This is a genomic window from Rhodococcus sp. JVH1, from assembly GCF_000280725.2.
In the GTDB taxonomy this organism is placed as follows: domain Bacteria; phylum Actinomycetota; class Actinomycetes; order Mycobacteriales; family Mycobacteriaceae; genus Rhodococcus_F; species Rhodococcus_F jostii_A.
In genome coordinates this window covers 4,329,762-4,345,067 of sequence record NZ_CP166289.1, presented here as the reverse complement: position 1 = coordinate 4,345,067, position 15,306 = coordinate 4,329,762, and the positions used below count along the sequence as shown (strand labels likewise).

At 65.7% G+C, this 15,306-nt stretch carries 21 protein-coding genes; 6 read left to right on the top strand and 15 right to left on the bottom strand.

Annotated features, from left to right (window positions below; translation table 11 throughout):
- Positions 1–60: 60 nt before the first annotated feature.
- From JVH1_RS20040 to JVH1_RS20025, 4 genes are all read right to left on the bottom strand, one after another.
- Complete coding sequence (locus JVH1_RS20040) at positions 61–1,020, bottom strand: hypothetical protein (RefSeq protein WP_009476403.1); 960 nt, start codon at positions 1,018–1,020, stop codon at positions 61–63.
- Positions 1,017–1,268 (bottom strand): hypothetical protein, encoded by a 252-nt coding sequence (locus tag JVH1_RS20035; protein ID WP_009476404.1) that lies wholly within the window; start codon positions 1,266–1,268, stop codon positions 1,017–1,019. Before JVH1_RS20035 ends, JVH1_RS20040 begins: the two co-directional genes overlap by 4 nt.
- Positions 1,269–1,282: 14 nt before the next feature.
- Positions 1,283–1,534, bottom strand: a complete 252-nt coding sequence (locus JVH1_RS20030) for a hypothetical protein (protein WP_157174030.1) — start codon at positions 1,532–1,534, stop codon at positions 1,283–1,285.
- A gap of 127 nt (positions 1,535–1,661) precedes the next feature.
- Positions 1,662–1,985 (bottom strand): hypothetical protein, encoded by a 324-nt coding sequence (locus JVH1_RS20025; protein ID WP_009476406.1) that lies wholly within the window; start codon positions 1,983–1,985, stop codon positions 1,662–1,664.
- 229 nt (positions 1,986–2,214) lie between these two features.
- On the opposite strand from JVH1_RS20025, the gene JVH1_RS20020 reads away from it, so the two are divergent.
- Both JVH1_RS20020 and JVH1_RS20015 read left to right on the top strand, forming a co-directional pair.
- Entirely contained in the window at positions 2,215–2,949 is a 735-nt protein-coding gene (locus JVH1_RS20020; protein WP_009476407.1) for a TetR/AcrR family transcriptional regulator C-terminal domain-containing protein, read from the top strand.
- A gap of 57 nt (positions 2,950–3,006) precedes the next feature.
- Complete coding sequence (locus JVH1_RS20015) at positions 3,007–3,495, top strand: hypothetical protein (protein ID WP_009476408.1); 489 nt, start codon at positions 3,007–3,009, stop codon at positions 3,493–3,495.
- 61 nt (positions 3,496–3,556) lie between these two features.
- Here JVH1_RS20015 and JVH1_RS20010 read toward each other — a convergent pair whose 3' ends face one another.
- The gene (locus JVH1_RS20010; protein ID WP_043780106.1) at positions 3,557–4,240 is read right to left on the bottom strand and encodes a PAS and ANTAR domain-containing protein; all 684 of its coding nucleotides are present in this window, start codon (positions 4,238–4,240) and stop codon (positions 3,557–3,559) included.
- Positions 4,241–4,565: 325 nt separating this feature from the next.
- Here JVH1_RS20010 and JVH1_RS20005 point away from each other — a divergent pair, with 325 nt between their 5' ends.
- The gene (locus JVH1_RS20005; protein WP_043780108.1) at positions 4,566–5,084 is read left to right on the top strand and encodes a histone-like nucleoid-structuring protein Lsr2; all 519 of its coding nucleotides are present in this window, start codon (positions 4,566–4,568) and stop codon (positions 5,082–5,084) included.
- A 141-nt stretch (positions 5,085–5,225) separates the two neighbouring features.
- Positions 5,226–5,663 carry a hypothetical protein gene (locus tag JVH1_RS20000; RefSeq protein ID WP_009476411.1) on the top strand — a complete coding sequence of 146 codons (438 nt, stop codon included), beginning with the start codon at positions 5,226–5,228 and terminating at the stop codon, positions 5,661–5,663.
- Between the two features lie 242 nt (positions 5,664–5,905).
- Here JVH1_RS20000 and gvpJ (JVH1_RS19995) read toward each other — a convergent pair whose 3' ends face one another.
- From gvpJ (JVH1_RS19995) to JVH1_RS19950, 10 genes are all read right to left on the bottom strand, one after another.
- Entirely contained in the window at positions 5,906–6,310 is a 405-nt protein-coding gene (gvpJ, locus tag JVH1_RS19995; protein WP_011596046.1) for a gas vesicle protein GvpJ, read from the bottom strand.
- Positions 6,307–6,597 (bottom strand): gas vesicle protein, encoded by a 291-nt coding sequence (locus JVH1_RS19990; RefSeq protein ID WP_009476414.1) that lies wholly within the window; start codon positions 6,595–6,597, stop codon positions 6,307–6,309. The genes gvpJ (JVH1_RS19995) and JVH1_RS19990 overlap by 4 nt, the downstream gene beginning before the upstream one ends.
- Before the next feature lie 125 nt (positions 6,598–6,722).
- Complete coding sequence (locus JVH1_RS19985; protein WP_009480808.1) at positions 6,723–7,529, bottom strand: GvpL/GvpF family gas vesicle protein; 807 nt, start codon at positions 7,527–7,529, stop codon at positions 6,723–6,725.
- A complete protein-coding gene (gvpJ, locus tag JVH1_RS19980; protein WP_009480807.1) occupies positions 7,529–7,903 on the bottom strand; it encodes a gas vesicle protein GvpJ in 375 nt (124 codons plus the stop codon). Before gvpJ (JVH1_RS19980) ends, JVH1_RS19985 begins: the two co-directional genes overlap by 1 nt.
- The gene (locus tag JVH1_RS19975; protein WP_371113009.1) at positions 7,900–9,219 is read right to left on the bottom strand and encodes an SRPBCC family protein; all 1,320 of its coding nucleotides are present in this window, start codon (positions 9,217–9,219) and stop codon (positions 7,900–7,902) included. Before JVH1_RS19975 ends, gvpJ (JVH1_RS19980) begins: the two co-directional genes overlap by 4 nt.
- Before the next feature lie 5 nt (positions 9,220–9,224).
- The gene (locus JVH1_RS19970) at positions 9,225–9,962 is read right to left on the bottom strand and encodes a hypothetical protein (RefSeq protein ID WP_009480596.1); all 738 of its coding nucleotides are present in this window, start codon (positions 9,960–9,962) and stop codon (positions 9,225–9,227) included.
- Between the two features lie 462 nt (positions 9,963–10,424).
- Positions 10,425–11,336, bottom strand: a complete 912-nt coding sequence (locus JVH1_RS19965; RefSeq protein ID WP_371113008.1) for a hypothetical protein — start codon at positions 11,334–11,336, stop codon at positions 10,425–10,427.
- 168 nt (positions 11,337–11,504) lie between these two features.
- Positions 11,505–11,918, bottom strand: a complete 414-nt coding sequence (locus JVH1_RS19960) for a PAS domain-containing protein (protein ID WP_009476415.1) — start codon at positions 11,916–11,918, stop codon at positions 11,505–11,507.
- A 107-nt stretch (positions 11,919–12,025) separates the two neighbouring features.
- Positions 12,026–12,706 (bottom strand): GAF and ANTAR domain-containing protein, encoded by a 681-nt coding sequence (locus JVH1_RS19955; RefSeq protein WP_009476416.1) that lies wholly within the window; start codon positions 12,704–12,706, stop codon positions 12,026–12,028.
- Positions 12,707–13,278: 572 nt separating this feature from the next.
- Complete coding sequence (locus tag JVH1_RS19950) at positions 13,279–13,743, bottom strand: DUF4383 domain-containing protein (protein WP_009476418.1); 465 nt, start codon at positions 13,741–13,743, stop codon at positions 13,279–13,281.
- Positions 13,744–13,935: 192 nt separating this feature from the next.
- Here JVH1_RS19950 and JVH1_RS19945 point away from each other — a divergent pair, with 192 nt between their 5' ends.
- Together JVH1_RS19945 and JVH1_RS19940 are read left to right on the top strand one after the other, a co-directional pair.
- Complete coding sequence (locus JVH1_RS19945) at positions 13,936–14,436, top strand: hemerythrin domain-containing protein (RefSeq protein ID WP_043780129.1); 501 nt, start codon at positions 13,936–13,938, stop codon at positions 14,434–14,436.
- Positions 14,437–14,461: 25 nt separating this feature from the next.
- The gene (locus JVH1_RS19940; protein ID WP_157174031.1) at positions 14,462–15,172 is read left to right on the top strand and encodes a hypothetical protein; all 711 of its coding nucleotides are present in this window, start codon (positions 14,462–14,464) and stop codon (positions 15,170–15,172) included.
- Positions 15,173–15,306 lie beyond the last annotated feature (134 nt).

Here is a 15,306-nt window from a genome sequence, read left to right as displayed (position 1 = left end):
AATGTTCTCCTGGTATTCGGGCGGGCGACGGTACCGCCACCCGCGGGTGGGGTGGTCCGATCAGTTGATGCCGACGACTTCCTGCGCGATGGCGGTGAGGCGGGTCTGCGCTGCCGATACCACCCCGTGGCGGTTCTTGTTCGCCTCTTCGTGGGCGATGATGATGCGAATTTCGCCAGGTACGGTGAGTTCCTTCACCGCGGCCACCGCACCGGAGACATTGAGTTCGGTGTATTCGGAGATCGGGAGCTCTTCGTCCTCGAGAGAACCATTGACGGTTCGGGCATTGCGGATGGCATCCGCGACACCGGGTGCGCCTTCTCGGCGGGTCACCTCTTCGGCCGACTCGAGTGCCGCCTCGCGACTGGCGACGAGCGTCTTCGTGGCCACGTCACCGGCGTGGGCACCGCGGCTCAGAAGCGCACCGATCCGGTCCGGGGTGGCCCGGAAGGTGTCGATGGCGCGATCGATTCCGCGCGCCGACCACGTCGCCGGGACGTTGATGAACCGGATCGCGGTCCCGGTCGCGGCCTGCATCGGGGTGCGTCGCAATGCCGCCGGGCCCCCGAGGGCGTCCTCCGCCAGCACCGTCGTCAACCATTCGACTGTGGCGGTGTGGGCGGTGATCAATCGTCCGGCCAGTGCAATGACGCCGGTGTGCTGCGACGCGGTCGCCAGTGCCCGGAGGTAACGCGCCCGGTCGAGGAGCTGGTGCTCGAGGATCAGATCACCGAGCAGGGCCTCGTCGAACGGCTGCGCTTGCTCGGCCATCGCCTTCACCATCGCAGTCGCGCGACCGAGGAACGGGCCCACGACGTCGGGAAGTCCACCGAGGTCCCGGATCGCTTCCTCCACTGCGCCGGCGCGCTCACGTGCATTGCCGGCAATCTGCGACAGCTCCCGGCGGACCGCTTCTGTTCGAGCTTGCGCGATCCGGGTCTCGGCGACCTGAATTTCGTTGTGCGTCAGGTCCAGTACGACTCGCAGCTGGTTGATCACTGTGGCGGTGTTGTCGGTCATGCATTACTCCTGAGGTCGAGTGAGTCGGGTGCGCGGTGTGCGCCGGCCGGACGCGTGGCGGCGTCATCGGCGCCGGCCCGGCGACGGGCGAACCGCGAAATTCCGAGCAGGCCGCGCGATGCGGTGGTCGGTTTGCCGGCGCGGCGTTCGAGGTGATTACCGAGTCGGGACAGTACGGCGGCCACGAGGGGAAGAGCGAGAACGATCATTTTCCATCGGCGTAGCAGACGGCTGACGAGAATCCACATGGGATGAACCTTTCTTATCGAGCAGTCAAGCTGCGGCGCAACGCAGCCCGGGCGCCGATCACGGAGAGCAGACCGAGGGTCGCAACTGTGAACGACGTCGTGGCGGCCACGGCAACCGACAGCATGGTGATCGCCGCGAGGTCGAGAACACGCCGGACGCCGGGTAGTTCCACCAGGGAGGGGTGCCCGGCGTGGACGGCGGGAGCTGCATCGATAGGCGACGGAGTTGCACCGTCAACGAACAAGGGGGAGAACAATTCTGACAAGATCTTGATCCAACTGTCTGGGGCGCGGACGCTCCTCGGACGAAGGGTGCCGCGGAGTCGATCGACCAACGACGCGGCGCGGAGGCCCGGCAGATGTGGCGCCGGAACCCCCGCGCTACGAGAAGGACTAGACGCCCGTGTGCCGATCGGTGTCCGTGTAGTGCTCGCGGCTACCCGACTTGGCAATGCCCCGGCTGACGATGTAGGCGATCGTCAGAATGACGATGTAGAACCAGGCGCGGTCCGCCCGGAAATAGTCCTCGTGTGCGTCGGTCGTCTGCACCAGATACGAGGCGATGAGGACACCGATGACTGCGGCGATGTAGACGAAGAACTCGGTGGTCTTGAACGCGGCCTTCGTCTCGGTGCTGCGGCGCTGATCGAGCTGAGCGCGCGGACCGGAAGCTGCGGCGCCGGTGTTGCTGTGGGTGACAGGATTAGGGGAGGTCATGGATGACTCCTTCAACGGGTGCCCGGTATTGCAGATTCGGGTCACCATGTACGTCTCCTCGAATGAGGTGGACGTTGGTGAGCGCGACCCTCTGCTGGAGCGAACCCATACAACGCAAGTATACCCATTAGTAACTACAGTGCAAGTGTACGGTGTAGTTAAGGGCTGCATAAGACGCGATCCGGCGTGGACGCGTCTTTTATGGTCGGTCTTGCATGAGGAGGCAGTGATGAGTGCGCGCACGGACTCGGACGAGTCGAATACCCCGAAGGACCGTCCCCGGATGCGAACTCGTCTGACCCGCTTGACCACCGAGCAGGTGCTGGCCACCGCCCTCGAGATCGTCGACCGCGAGAGCGTCGATGCCCTCTCGATGCGCCGGTTGGCGCAGGCACTCGACCGGGACGCGATGAGTGTGTACCGCTACGCGGAGAACAAGGCCGCACTTCTCGACGGTGTCGTCGAACTGGTACTCCGGGAACTCGTCATCGACCCGGACGCGCAGGACTGGACGCAGGAATTGCGGTTACTTGCCCACCGCTACCGTGACCTCGCACTCGCGCACCCCAATGTCGTTCCACTATTGGTGACCCGCCCCCTCGCGACACCACTGGGCTTACGACCCCTGGGCACGCTGCGTCCGCTCGAGGACTTCCTCGAACTGCTCATCCGGGCCGGCTTCTCCCCACCGATTGCGTTGCGCTCCTACCGGCTGTTCTTCGGATTCCTGCAAGGGCACATTCTCGACGAACTCCAGGAACTGATCGAGGACCCAGAAGAGTCGGAGGATGTTCTCCGGCTCGGACTGCACCGCCTGCCGCGCAGCAAATTCCCCCGGTTACGCTCCCTCGCTTCCGAACTCGCCGACTACGACGGTGTGCAACTTCTCGACGAGGGCCTCGATGTCACCATCGGCGGCCTCGAGACCCTCTTCCAGACCACCACCTCCGCAACCGGCACATGATCGGGCCCCGGCGATCCGTCCGCGTGTAATGGGGCCCGGGGCCGGGCACTCTCGAATATGGGATCGAACGCACGCCGCCCCATCAGCTCGTCGGCCGCGACTCTCGGCGGTCGGCTGGTGCAGCTGGTCGGTGATCGCGACGCCGCCGGGTTCTCGTTCGAGGTATCCCGAGTATGCACCGAACCGCACCCCGTCGGAGAGCGGCCGGAATACGGCGATGTGATTGCGTGGGTTGTCGATGCCATCGTCGGCGTGGTCATCGCGCGCCTGGGCGCCGCGGGCCCAGGGGAGAGGTTCATTCTCGACCTGCGCTTCGCGGACGGCGGGTACGTCGACGTCGACGCCCTGCCGGCATCGGCACGCTGGGTGCTGCGGACGGTGTCGGCCTTCCTCGCCGAGGATCACGCCGAGGTGGAGCGGTCGCTTGCCGACGAGCAACAATTCGACCTCACCATGCGCGCGGAAACCCTGGCCGACGCGGTCATCTGGCTCGACTTCGTCCTCGATGTCGACCTCCCCGATCCACCCGACGTCACCACCGCATAGGGAGAGTTTCCTGTGCGGAAAGCAGTTCCTGCGGGTCTCGGTCCAGGTTCAGGTCCGCCGGTCAGGCCGGGTGGTCCGCCTGTTCGTCGGGGTATTCGTGTGCGGTCAGGAGCAGGTGGTCGAACCGGGCGCGAAACGACGCCGGGAGGGTCGCCTCGGCGGCGAGGGCCCCGACGAAGCGCTCGGCCAGGGTGTGAAGTTTTATGTTCGTCTCCTGTGAGCGCCAGGTGAGGATGCCGAAGGCACGCTCGGAGGAGATGCCGTAGACGAGCATGAGAGCACCCTTCGCCTGCTCGATCACCGCCCGCGATTTCTCGAGTCCGGCGACGGCCTCGGTGAGTGCCTCGTTGAATTCTCTGAGGTCGGTCTCCAATGTTTCGGTGACGTCGATGTAGTACCCGGATGTGCCGATGACCTGGCCGTCCTCGTCGAGCATTCGATCGCCGACCACGATGACGTGGTGGATGCGGCGGTCGGTGTCGATGATGCGGTGCTTGCTGCTGAACGGTTCGCCGGCGTGGATCATCTTGTCGAAAAGTGCGGCCACCTGTGACTGATCGTCTGGATGCTTGTGGGAGAGCAGAAGTTCGGTGGTGGGGGTGACCTCACCCGGGTGGTAGCCGTGCATCCGGGCAACGGAGTCGGACCATTCCCAGCGCTCGCCGTCGAGGTAGAACCGGAAACTTCCGCCCTGTGGCGGTGCATTCGCGCCGAGGAGCTCATCTCTGTCCACAGCCACACCCACTGCCCGCCGTGCTCAACCCTCGCCTCGATCCCACTGCCACAGTATGCCGAGCACCCATACCGGCGTGCACAGAAATAGTCCACACCGGTGTACCCGACGGCGTCACCACGCCCGAGAGCACGGTCACGAGACGGCTGGAACCGGGTGAGTGCTGTTCGTGATCTCCGCACTACCGCTTCCTGCAAGCCCCTGCGCTGATGATTAATCGCCTCTGTCCGGGGTACGCACGGCTTACGCACCCCGCCGGGCGCGGACCCAAGTCGTATCTCGCCGCCCGCCGACGCCGAGGTGCGTGGGTGACACTCGGCAACTGTGGGTGAGGGAGATGAAGACCAGAGGTCAATTGGTGGTAGCCGTCGGCGCGGGATTTCTCCTGGGGCGGAGGACCGCGAAGCTCGCGAGTTCCCCGGAAGTCGCCAAACTGATCGAGACCATTCGGGGAGACCTGATGAGCTCCGCGAAAGCCGCGGCGGTCACCGCGGTCAGCTCGCGTATCGATTCGCTGAGCAGCCGGCTCCAGTTGAGCGGCGAGAACCCGGTGGGCGGCGTGGGCCAGGTGGCCGACACCAAGCGGAGGTCGAGCGAGACCCGCGACAGCCACCCCGCCGAGCCGGAAGAGAGTGCAGGAGAGGAGCAGGCCGAGGAGACGGGCGTTACCGACGAAGACGGCACCGAACCGCCGCAACAGGAGGAACAGCCGAGGCGCCCTCCCCGCGTCAGACGGACCCGGGACGCAAGCACAGCCAAGGAAATTCGGGAGTGGGCCGTTCAGCAGGGACTCGAGATCTCCTCGCACGGCCGCATACCTGCGAACATCGAGCACGCTTTCCGCGACGCCCACTGACAATCGAGCGAGGATGCGGCGGTACCGGACGGTGATGGTCGACGGCAGGCGTCGGATCCTGTGTGGCCTTGGGTTCGATTGCTTGGGTTCGATGCTGTCACCCCGTCGTTCGGCTCGGCGCGAACGGGGTACACGCAGTCCATGCCGGATCAGCAGATACCGAATCCCCCCGACCACTCGAGGCCCACCCGAGCGCGTGACGAAGAGGTTGCCGCTGCCGGCAAGCTCTCCGAAGCCCTCGAGACCGTAGAACGTGCGCGTGGACGTCTGTACGACTTTCACCAATTGATCGGTCATGCCGATCTGATGCTCGATGAGGCCGTCCAGAAGTTGCGTGAGTCCGGTCGCGACGATATGGCGGAACAGGTGGAGAAGGAACTGATCGGCCGCAACGTCCTCAACGGTCGGTGGACGTTCCAGATCGTCGAGGATTTCGACGACCACTACTGGTCCGCTTTTCGTGAATGTGAGGCGATCGTGCGCAGCGAACTGTGCGACGGACGCCGGCACGTGTTCGCGTCCGAAATGAAGGAATCTCGTCGAACACACGGGCATCCCCGGCACGACGCGCGACCGTAGCCGCACCAATTGTTTGCGATGCGCAACGCAACCCTCGATCCCCGCGGTTCCAATACCCCGCCGGGGGGTTCGATCCGGCGGGGTACCGGGCCACCGCGCCGGGCAGGCGCGGCGACATCATCAACGGTAACCGTGTCGTGGGCAGTTCCGGGTGCGAGCGGTCTTCACGCGGAACCACAGACCGGGCCGAAGATCAAGCACTGATCCAGATGCTGTCGAGCGGGCGGACGCGGTGATCATCGTTACTCGTCACCGTTATCGCCTCGCCGCCTGCCCGCCACCTCCATCGGCGTACCCGACTCCACCTCGAGATGTATCGACCGGTCGGACTCGAGTGCGGCTATCCGCTCCTTCAGCTTTCGATTCTCGAGTTCGAGGTCACTGCTCTTGCCGGTCAGCCAGGGATCGTTCTCCCACCAGTTGATCCCGACCTCCTTCGCCGTCTCCAGCGAGGCGATGACCAACCGCACCTTGATCGTCAGCAGTTCGATGTCGACGAGGTTGACCTGAATGTCCCCGGCGATCACCAGGCCCTTGTCGAGTACCCGCTCGAGGATTTCCCCGAGATTCGTCGACTGGTGCCCGCCGCCCATGCCGCCGGCGGGGCTCTGCGGGAGACGCCCGGAGTCGCCACTGGACAGGGTCATGACTGCCCGCCCGTGCTGTCGCAGGCGCCGCGGCTGTAGCGCCGGGTTCTGTGGTAGGCCAACAACTCTCCATCCAGATCCAACACCACCTCGTACAGGGCGAGCATGTCCGTCGAGGACGGGATGCGCCGATCCTCGACGACTTCCACTTCGACGGTCCACCCGTCGTCGGTCGGCATCACCGACGTCGCACCGAGCGGATTCCTGCCCGTCATCTGCGTGATGTCCCGCACCGCGACCTCGGCGATGTCCTCCGCCGGCAGTGTCGGTGGCTGCTCCTGCGCCATGACCTGCTCACTCCTTCTCCCGAGTGGTGGCCGCGCCCGTCTGGTCATCCGGTGGCGAGGTCACGCCACGCACCCGCGCCCGCGCGAGGTGTCGGCGTGACGATCAACGACACCAGCCCATCGCCTCAGCCCTCCGGCGTCGGGGACAGCACGAAGTCATAGGCGGCGAGCGGTCCGAGCAGCCGCATCTCGACCCGGCCGTCCCACTGCTCCGCCAACGCTCCCACCGCCTGCTCGAGCTCGTCCTGCCGGGCAACCTCGACCAGGACCGCCACCTGGGCGGCATCCTCCTCGTGGGTGGGTTCGCGGACGTTGACCGAGTCGGCCAGCGAGTCGAGGGCCTCGACCACCGTGGCCGTATCTTCCTCCCGCTTCGCGACGATGGCGTTGGCCACGATCTCGCCGAGGGCCATCCGGGCGTCGCGGGTGGCGGCCTCCGGCTGGTCCCGGATCGTGTCGCGCAGGGCGCTGGCCCGCTCGTTCTCGCCGATCACCTCCCACAGGATGGCGTGTTCGACGTAGCGGCCCTTCACCACGTATTGGGCCTTACCCTCGAGTTCCTCCATGGCGGCGGCGAACTCGTCGGCGTGCGCGGTGAGCAGTTCGTCCTTCACCGCGTCGGTGTCGGTCAGGACCGCCCCGAACCGCAGCGGCAGTACCGGTGCCACCCGCGCAACACCGTCCAGCAGGTGGGCGTGGGCCTGGAGGTCCGCGGGTTTACCGATCGGCCGGTCCACCGAAATTTCACTGACCAGCGCCGCGATGTCGCCGTGTTTGATGGTGCTCACCCGCGAGTCGTCGACGCCGACCGCGTCGTCTTCGGTCTCCACATCCGCGGGCACGATGCCGTAGACGTAGACGCCGGTGGTACGCGGCTCTTCGGACGCATCGGCAGCCTGATCCGACGCATCGGCCTGCTTCGACGTGGACATCACTTGTCCCCTCTGCTGGATTTACGTGACACCCGCTCGCGCTCGGGCTCCTCTTCTCCGCCGCCGAGGAGGTCACCGAGTTTGTCGCCGGCAGCCTCGAGCGCGCCCTTGGTCTTCGACTTGGCACCACCTTCGGTCACGGACCCCACCAGATCGGTCAGGCCCTTGGGTTCGCTGCCGATCTCGAGCCGATTCACCGCCTCCGCGAACCGCAGATACGTGTCGACACTGGCCACGACGATGCGGGCGTCGATCGTCAACAGTTCGATCCCGACCAGCGAGACCCGCACGTACGCGTCGATGACCAGACCCTTGTCCAGGATGGTGTCGATGACGTCGGCGAGGCTGCTCGAGCTGGGCCCACCGGTGGTCATCGGCGAGCTCCTCGCTTCGAGGCGGCGGACTTGGTGGCCGCGGTCTTGCGTGGACGGCCACGGCGTGCCGGTGCAGTGTCTTCACCCGACGCCGCGGTCTTGCGTGGGCGGCCACGGCGTTTCGGCGGTTCACTCGCGGCCGCGGTCTTGCGCGGACGGCCGCGGCGTGCCGGCGCGGGCGCCTCGGCCTCCTCGGCCTCCTCGTCGACCGCTTCCTCACCCTCGTCCTCGTCAGCCTCGTCTTCCTCTGCCTCGGGCTCCTCGTCCTCGGCCTCGTCTGTTTCCTCCGGCTCCTCGTACTCGTCCTCGTCTGCTTCGGCGGGCTCCTCGTCCTCGGCCTCGTCTGTTTCCTCCGGCTCCTCGTACTCGTCCTCTGCCTCGGGCTCCTCGCCCTCGTCCTCTTCGCCCTCGTCCGGCTGGCTTTCGGCCTGTTCGTCTTCCGTTTCCGCCTCGTCCTCTTCGGGCTCGACCACCTGACCGTCCCGGATCTCTCCGCGCCAGCCCTCGACGTCGTCGGGATGGAGAATCGACTGCGTCATGACGTGGCGTGCAAAGTGTTTCAATTCCAGCCGTGCTCGGCGTCCCTGCGCACGCCACAGGTTTCCCGTCTTCTCGAACAACCCCTTCGGGTGATACTCGAGAATCAGAACGATGCGGGTGAGATCCGGGGTCACCTCGTGGAACGTCACCGCACCGTCGATGAACCCCTTGGCGCCCTTCGAGCGCCACACGATCCGCTCGTCGGGAACCTGCTCGAGGATCGTCGCTTCCCAGGTTCGGTGCGACAGGAAGATCTGCGCCTTCCACTCGAGCTTCTCGTCCGCTTCCTGCTCGACCCGTTCGACCTTCTTCATGAACGACGGAAAGTCGGCGAATTGGGTCCATTGGTTGTAGGCCAGCTGAACCGGGACCCCGACATCGATCGTTTCGACGATGTTGGTCAACTTCAGCTTCTTGCCTTTTCCGCTACCGCCACCACCACCGCCGGTGACCGCGTCCTTGAGGTCGGACGCCTTGTCCTTGACCGTCTGCTTGGCGCCCTCCCACCAGCCGCCACCGGTGTCGGACTCGTCCGGTGACTCATCGTCATCCGATTTCTCGGAACCGGTCAGGGCGGCGAGCAGCCCTCCTTCGCCGCCGTTCTCGGCGTACTCGCTGAGCCGCCCGGAAGTGTTCGCCACCTTGTCCGAGACCGAGGACAGTGCCTTCTCGGCGACCGTGCCGACCAGCTTCTGCATTGCTTCCTGCAGCACGCTCGACGATCCGTCCCCGTCACCCGGTGCGGCTTCTTGTAGTTTCTTCGCGGCGCTCGTCATCGCCATCACCTCCGTGCCCGTCGGACGGGCGCAGAGTCCGTCGCGGCCTTGGCCCGTGTCCTGCGTTTGCGGGCAGGAGCCTCTTCGTCGTCTTCGTCTGACTTCGCGGTTGACTTCGCGGTCCGCGACCTGCTCGCGGGCCGGGAACTGCCGGAGTTCGAGACCCGGCGGCGCGGCGGGGGCCGCTTACGTGGGGCCGGTTCCTCGTCGGCCTCGTCTTCGTCCGGCTCCTCGGCCCCTGCCTCGTCCTCGGCCGCTGTCTCGTCTTCGCCGCGCTCCTCGTAGTCGTCGGCCTCGTCTTCCTCGGCGGCGGAGTTGTCCTCCGGTTGTTCGTCGGCGCTGGGTTGCTCGTCGTCCCGCGAGCGGGTGCGCTTCTTGCGACCGAATCTGCTCACCTTGGTGACATCAGTGACGTTGTCCGTGGCATCGCTGACGGTGCCCGTGATCTCCTGGCTGCCCGATTGGAGCCGGTTGCTCAGCGAGTCGATGCGCTGGCTGGCAGCGGTGACCGCTGCCGCCTTCGCCGCCCCGAGTAGCTCACTCCGGACCGTGTCGCCGAGTTTGGCGACCTCCGGGGAATTCGCGAGCATCTTGGTGCCGAGCGAGAGCAGCTCCCGCGGCCCGCCGGGGAAGCGCCCGGCCGTCCCCGCCCCGGCGAGCATCAGTGCCAGCTTCATCCGGCGGGTGCGCCCCAGCAGATAACCCGCACCGATCGCGGCCGCCATCTGAGTCTTGTTGTTCATCGTGGAACCCCTTTTTGCCGAGTGGTCACCTAGCACCTCTCGCCAACCTCGGAGATGTGCCGCAGGACCGTTTCGGAGATGTGCCGCAAGACCGTGCGCGGTAGGGGTGCGCGTTTTTTGACTACCCCAACCCAGCAACGCTCAATCACCAGCACAACCACTACACCGGCCGACTCCACGGATGCCCCGTTTCTGCATCCACTCGTGCAGAAAGTCCGGCCGTCGATGATCCCGGAGCCTCCTGCAGCGACCGTGTCGAACCGTTGCGGCCGCGCATGGCATTACCTCTCGGATATGTTGCTGTGCAGGGGAATTAAGTACTTGCCGGTCGTTCCGTGGGGGTTCTTGTGCAAACGGAAGATTGGAGGGAATCGCATGGTTGCGGAATGTCGCGATGAATTTTTTGTGGAGCGTCGTGTGCCGCCTGCTCACGAAATCGGTACTGCCGGCCCGTCGATCAGGTCAGCCTGCGGCGGCCCGTACCGCCGCGACGATCGCCATGACGAGCAGGGCCAGCAGCAGGACCACGAGCAGTACCGGCCCGAGGAGGAGTCCGAGGGCCAGGAGGAGGAGCAGGGCGATCTTGGCCTTGGTGCTCAATCCGGAGGCCAGCCCTTTGATCGCCGCCCACACCGGATTCTTACCCGTCAGGGCGGCCCGAACGCCCTCGAGTCCGGCTTGCATGCCCACCCCGCCGTGCGCGACCTCGTCGACGAGGGTTTTGATCCACTCCTGGATCTTTTGTTGGATTTTGTCCGTCAGCATGGCGCCGCGGTCTCGCGCCGCCTCCAGCAGCCGGTGAAGGTGGGTTTTGAGCCATTCGATGGCGGCCTCGACCGACCGCGACACCAGGCCCGGGGTGGTGTCGGCGCGCCCCCCGCGGTCGGTGTCCTTCGCTGACGAGTCCGGTCGGCGGGTGCGAGTCGGTGCGGTGGACCGCGGGTGCGCGGACGTGCGCGGCCCCTCACCTCGGGGATGCGTGCGGGCCGCCGGCTTCGCGGTGGTGGCCCGCGCCGGCGCACGCCCGGAGGACGCCTCGCTGTCGGCGCGCCGCCGACGGGGTGTGCCCGAGGCCGATTCGGCGGTGGCGTCCGTTCGTCTCGGTCGTGGCGTCGGTTCCGCCCTCCGTGGGCTGCTGCGCCGCGAGGTGGCTCTGGTCGATGTCGCGGCGGCCGGACGCCTGCGCGGCAGCCGCCCCGCCTCGGTTGTGGCGGTCGCCGCGAACCTTTTCGCCGTGGTCGATGCTCGGGCCTTCGGCTTGGTTTCGGCGGCCGTAGCCAGGCGTCCGGCGTCCGTGTTCTTGCCCGTGCCGACCGCGCCGCGACGGCGCGATGTGACCGGCGTCCGGCCGTCCGTTCTCGCTCGTGCACCCATACATCGCAAGTACCCCCGGGTCGATCCGCGGAAACCGGATTCAGCGCCGAACACTGCACCGACGCGACACCACCGTCGCTATTCGACCACTGGATCAGGAACTGCTCTCGGCTGAGACGGGCTCCGAGTCCCGGACTGTTGGGACGACCGAGTGGCTGGTGTGGAACGTCAACCGAAATCCTTTGCGGGAGCACCATCCCACAGCAATTCGGTGACGTCGTGGAAGCAGACGAGCGTGACGGGGTCGTCGTGACGCTCGAGCACCGACTCGCTGACGAATGCGCGAACGGTCGAGCCGTCTCGATGCGTCAACGCGACGAGTTTCCCGGCGCTCTCCCGTAGCTCGGCCACGGCCGACGGGCCCGGGGACGCCGTCTGCATCAGATCACCGATCAAGTGGTTACCGACCTCGTTCGGTGGATAGTCGAGCATCAGCCCGAACGCCCGGTTCGAGTACACGACGACACCGTCGTGTTGCACCGCGAGGACGGGCACCGGCAACCGCTCGAGCAGAACAAGAGCGGGTAACCGCTCGAGGTAACCCAGCGCGGTGTCCGGGTCCGGGCGTCGTCTCTCGTCCATATGTCGATCATCAACCTTCGTCGTCTTCCTTACAACGACCGGCGGCACCACCGCACAATAACGGACCTGACATTCGAAGCCGAGCAGTGCGCAATCGTGGCCGGTTCTCAACTACGTTCGGTAATCCGCTGCGCGATAACACTCAACCGGGTATTAGTCTCCTGGGAGAGTCTGCTGAGCAGCTCGAACGCACGGATCGCGTCGATGTCGAATCGCTCCATCAGCATTCCCTTCGCCTGCCCGATGACGTCACGTGAGGCTACCGCTGATCGCAGCTGCTCTTCGGTCCGCGCGGCGGTCAGCGCCAACGCGGCATGGGCTGCGAGCACCTCGCCCGCTACTTCCTCGTCAGGACCGAACGCGCTCGGAGTGAACGCAAACAGGTTGAGAGCTCCCATCTTTCCTTCCGAGGTATACAGCTGAAAGGACATCGAACTGAGAATCCCCACATCGACGGCGGCCGCAGCGAACTGCGGCCACCGCGGTTCCGAGCGAAAGTCCTCGCTTCGCACCACGAGGTTGTTGAGCGCCGCCGCCACGCACGGTCCTTGCCCGAGTTGCTGCTGAGCGTGGTCGAGCTTTCGGAGCAGCTCGGATGTCGGCGCAACGGTCTCGAATTTCTTGCCACCGGAGATGAGCAGAATGCCCGCGCACGTTTCGTGCGGCATCAGCTCGACCACTGCGGCGGTGACAGCGCGCAGGCGTTCGTCAAGGGTGCGCGGTGCGGAGAGACTGCGAGCCAGATCGGCCATGGTGCGACTGAGGTCCCCGGTACTGGAATCGCTCATAACCGCTCCTCGGTTCGATCGAAAAGGATGACTGCAGGTAGCCACCCACACCACCATAAGCACCCCGTCTCCTTGGCCGAACCGGAAATGCAGGTTCTTTCCCTTGGCGGGGCGTGCGGCGCTGTTCGCTGACGGGAGCGGCACGTCTTTTCGCGGTGATCGGGGTGAAGCAGCATCGGTGCGCGTAACGCCGTGGCACCCGTTCCGCTGTCGCCGTGTCAGCGGTGCGCGTGGTGGTATGCGGTGGTGGCACAGCCCGGACACAAGGTGAGTTCAGTGAAAGCCCAGCCGTTGATCTGTGCCGCTCCGGCCGCCGCAGTCCGATCTCCGGTACCGGTGCGGAATCCGTGATCGCACCGATCGCAGCGCGCTTCCCACACCCCGTCATCTGCGCAAATCATCACCGATTGCCCCTCCCTCGTCGAGCGAGCTCGATGCGGGAAGACCCTCAGTCCGCGCTCGCTGCACATGGAAGCCGAATACCCTTCACCGAGAAGGATAATCACCGAATCGACGCCCCCCGTCGATCCACCCAGGACGGCCGTCCGGTCACCCGGAGGACGGTCCGTTGCTCACAGCCTCCTGGCTCGTGGCGCGGTCGTGGCGGTGTTACGGGAGAGCACGAACCCGAGCGCAACCATGGCGACACCGAGTACGAAATGCAGCCAGTTGTCGGCGCTGTTGACGGGCACGAAGTTCACAGCACTGTTCTGGTCGATGAGCACGCCGTAGATCCACAGGACGAGGTAGATAACTCCGCCGCCGATGAGGAACAGCTTCGCCGTGTCCGCTCGACGGGACAGCGCGATACCGGCAACACCGAACAACAGGTGCACGATGTTGTGCAGGATCGACACCTCGAACACGCCGAGCAGCTTGGCTTCGGAGTGGTGGCCGGCGAAGGTGAGCATGTCGTAGTCGGTGGTGACACCCGGAATGAAGCCGAGGACTCCTACCAGGAGAAAGACCGCACCGACGATCAGGGCGGCAAGTTGGAGTGGTGAACGCGTCGTTGATGACGCGGCCGGTCGAGTCATGGGAGTGCCTTTCTCGGAGGGTAGGGACTCTGTTCCCGAGTGGTACCCCTGCACCCCACCGTGAAACAGTCACGGGAACAGCGGGCCGTGTTAGCGAACGGCGCGGTTGGGTACAGCGTAAGTACGACGTCACCGTGCCCGCGATCAGTTGCGATGGACGACGTGCACGTCCCGGCCAACTGTGAGGTACTCATGTCCACTGATGCGATCGTGCTCCTGAAGAACGACCACAAGGAGATCCGGAAACTGTTCCGTGACTTCCGCGGTGCCGGGCCGAACGCCCGCGTGGAGAAAGGTCGCATCGTCGACGACATCATCGAAGCCCTCACGGTGCACACCTACATCGAGAACGAGGGGATGTACCCGGAGGTGCGCGATCTCGCCCCCGACCTCGAGGACGACATCCTCGAATCCTACGAAGAGCATCACGTCGCGGACGTGCTGGTCGTCGAGCTGGCCGCCATGAAGCCCGACGACGAGCGGTTCGACGCGAAGACCACCGTCCTGATCGAGAACGTCGAACACCACATCGAAGAAGAAGAGCAGGAATGGTTCCCCAAGGTGCGAGAAGCGCTGGGACGTAAACAACTTCGGGAGATGGGTGCGCGGATGCTGGAACTCAGAGACAAGGCACCGAGGTCTCCCGCCCAGCCGTCGGCCCTGAAGAAGACGGTCGACGCGGTGATCAAATAGCGGCGAGCGTGTCAGGGGCGGCACGGTGAATCCGACCGGACACGCTGTCGGTGCAGCGAGGACCGTGTTCGTCCGGGCACCGTTTCAGGTGGCCGCCGCGTTGCGGGGCGGCGTCCGGGTCTTCCATCCGCGTGGCCTGGTAGCTACTGGGCACGTCGAACTCGACTCCCCCTGGTGGACGCTGAAGACTGGAACACCGATCGACGTGGTGGCGAGACTGTCCGGGGGAATGGGAACTCCGACAGGAGTACCAGACGTGCTCGGGCTCGCGTTGAAGATCCCGCTCGACCCGCCTGATACCGAGTGGGATCTTCTGCTGGCCAGCTCGGGCACCTCGGTGGTGACTCGGATTCTCCCGCTCCCTGCACGGGCGTGGAGCAGTGCCCGGTACAGCAGTCTGATGCCCTATTCGTCGAACGGAACGGACACCCGATGGGTCCTGGCCGCCCCGGTGGGACCGCATCCCGCGACGACCTCACTGGACGCGTTGAGGCAGGCCCTCACCGACGCGCCGCTGAGGTTCCGTCTGGACCTCGTCTCGGCGACCGGGCCGGCCGTTGCCGGCGGGCATGTCGAACTGACACGGGTGCAGGAACTGCCGGACGACGACCAACCCACCTTCGACCCGGTACTCCACTGTCCACCGGGGTTGGCGCTGCGCCCCGCCTGGCTCGCCGGGGTGCGGGTCGGCGCGTATCGGGGAAGTCGCCACGGACGCGGCGAACCGTCCCCGTAGAACCCGCCGGTCAGCGATCTCTCCACCTCGTGCGTTGTGCCGTGACTCGTTGTCTCCCACACTCGTTGGCAGCCCCGTCGGCTGTGGACTCAACCGGGGAGCCTAGCCGTCGTCGCGTCCGGACACGACGATGA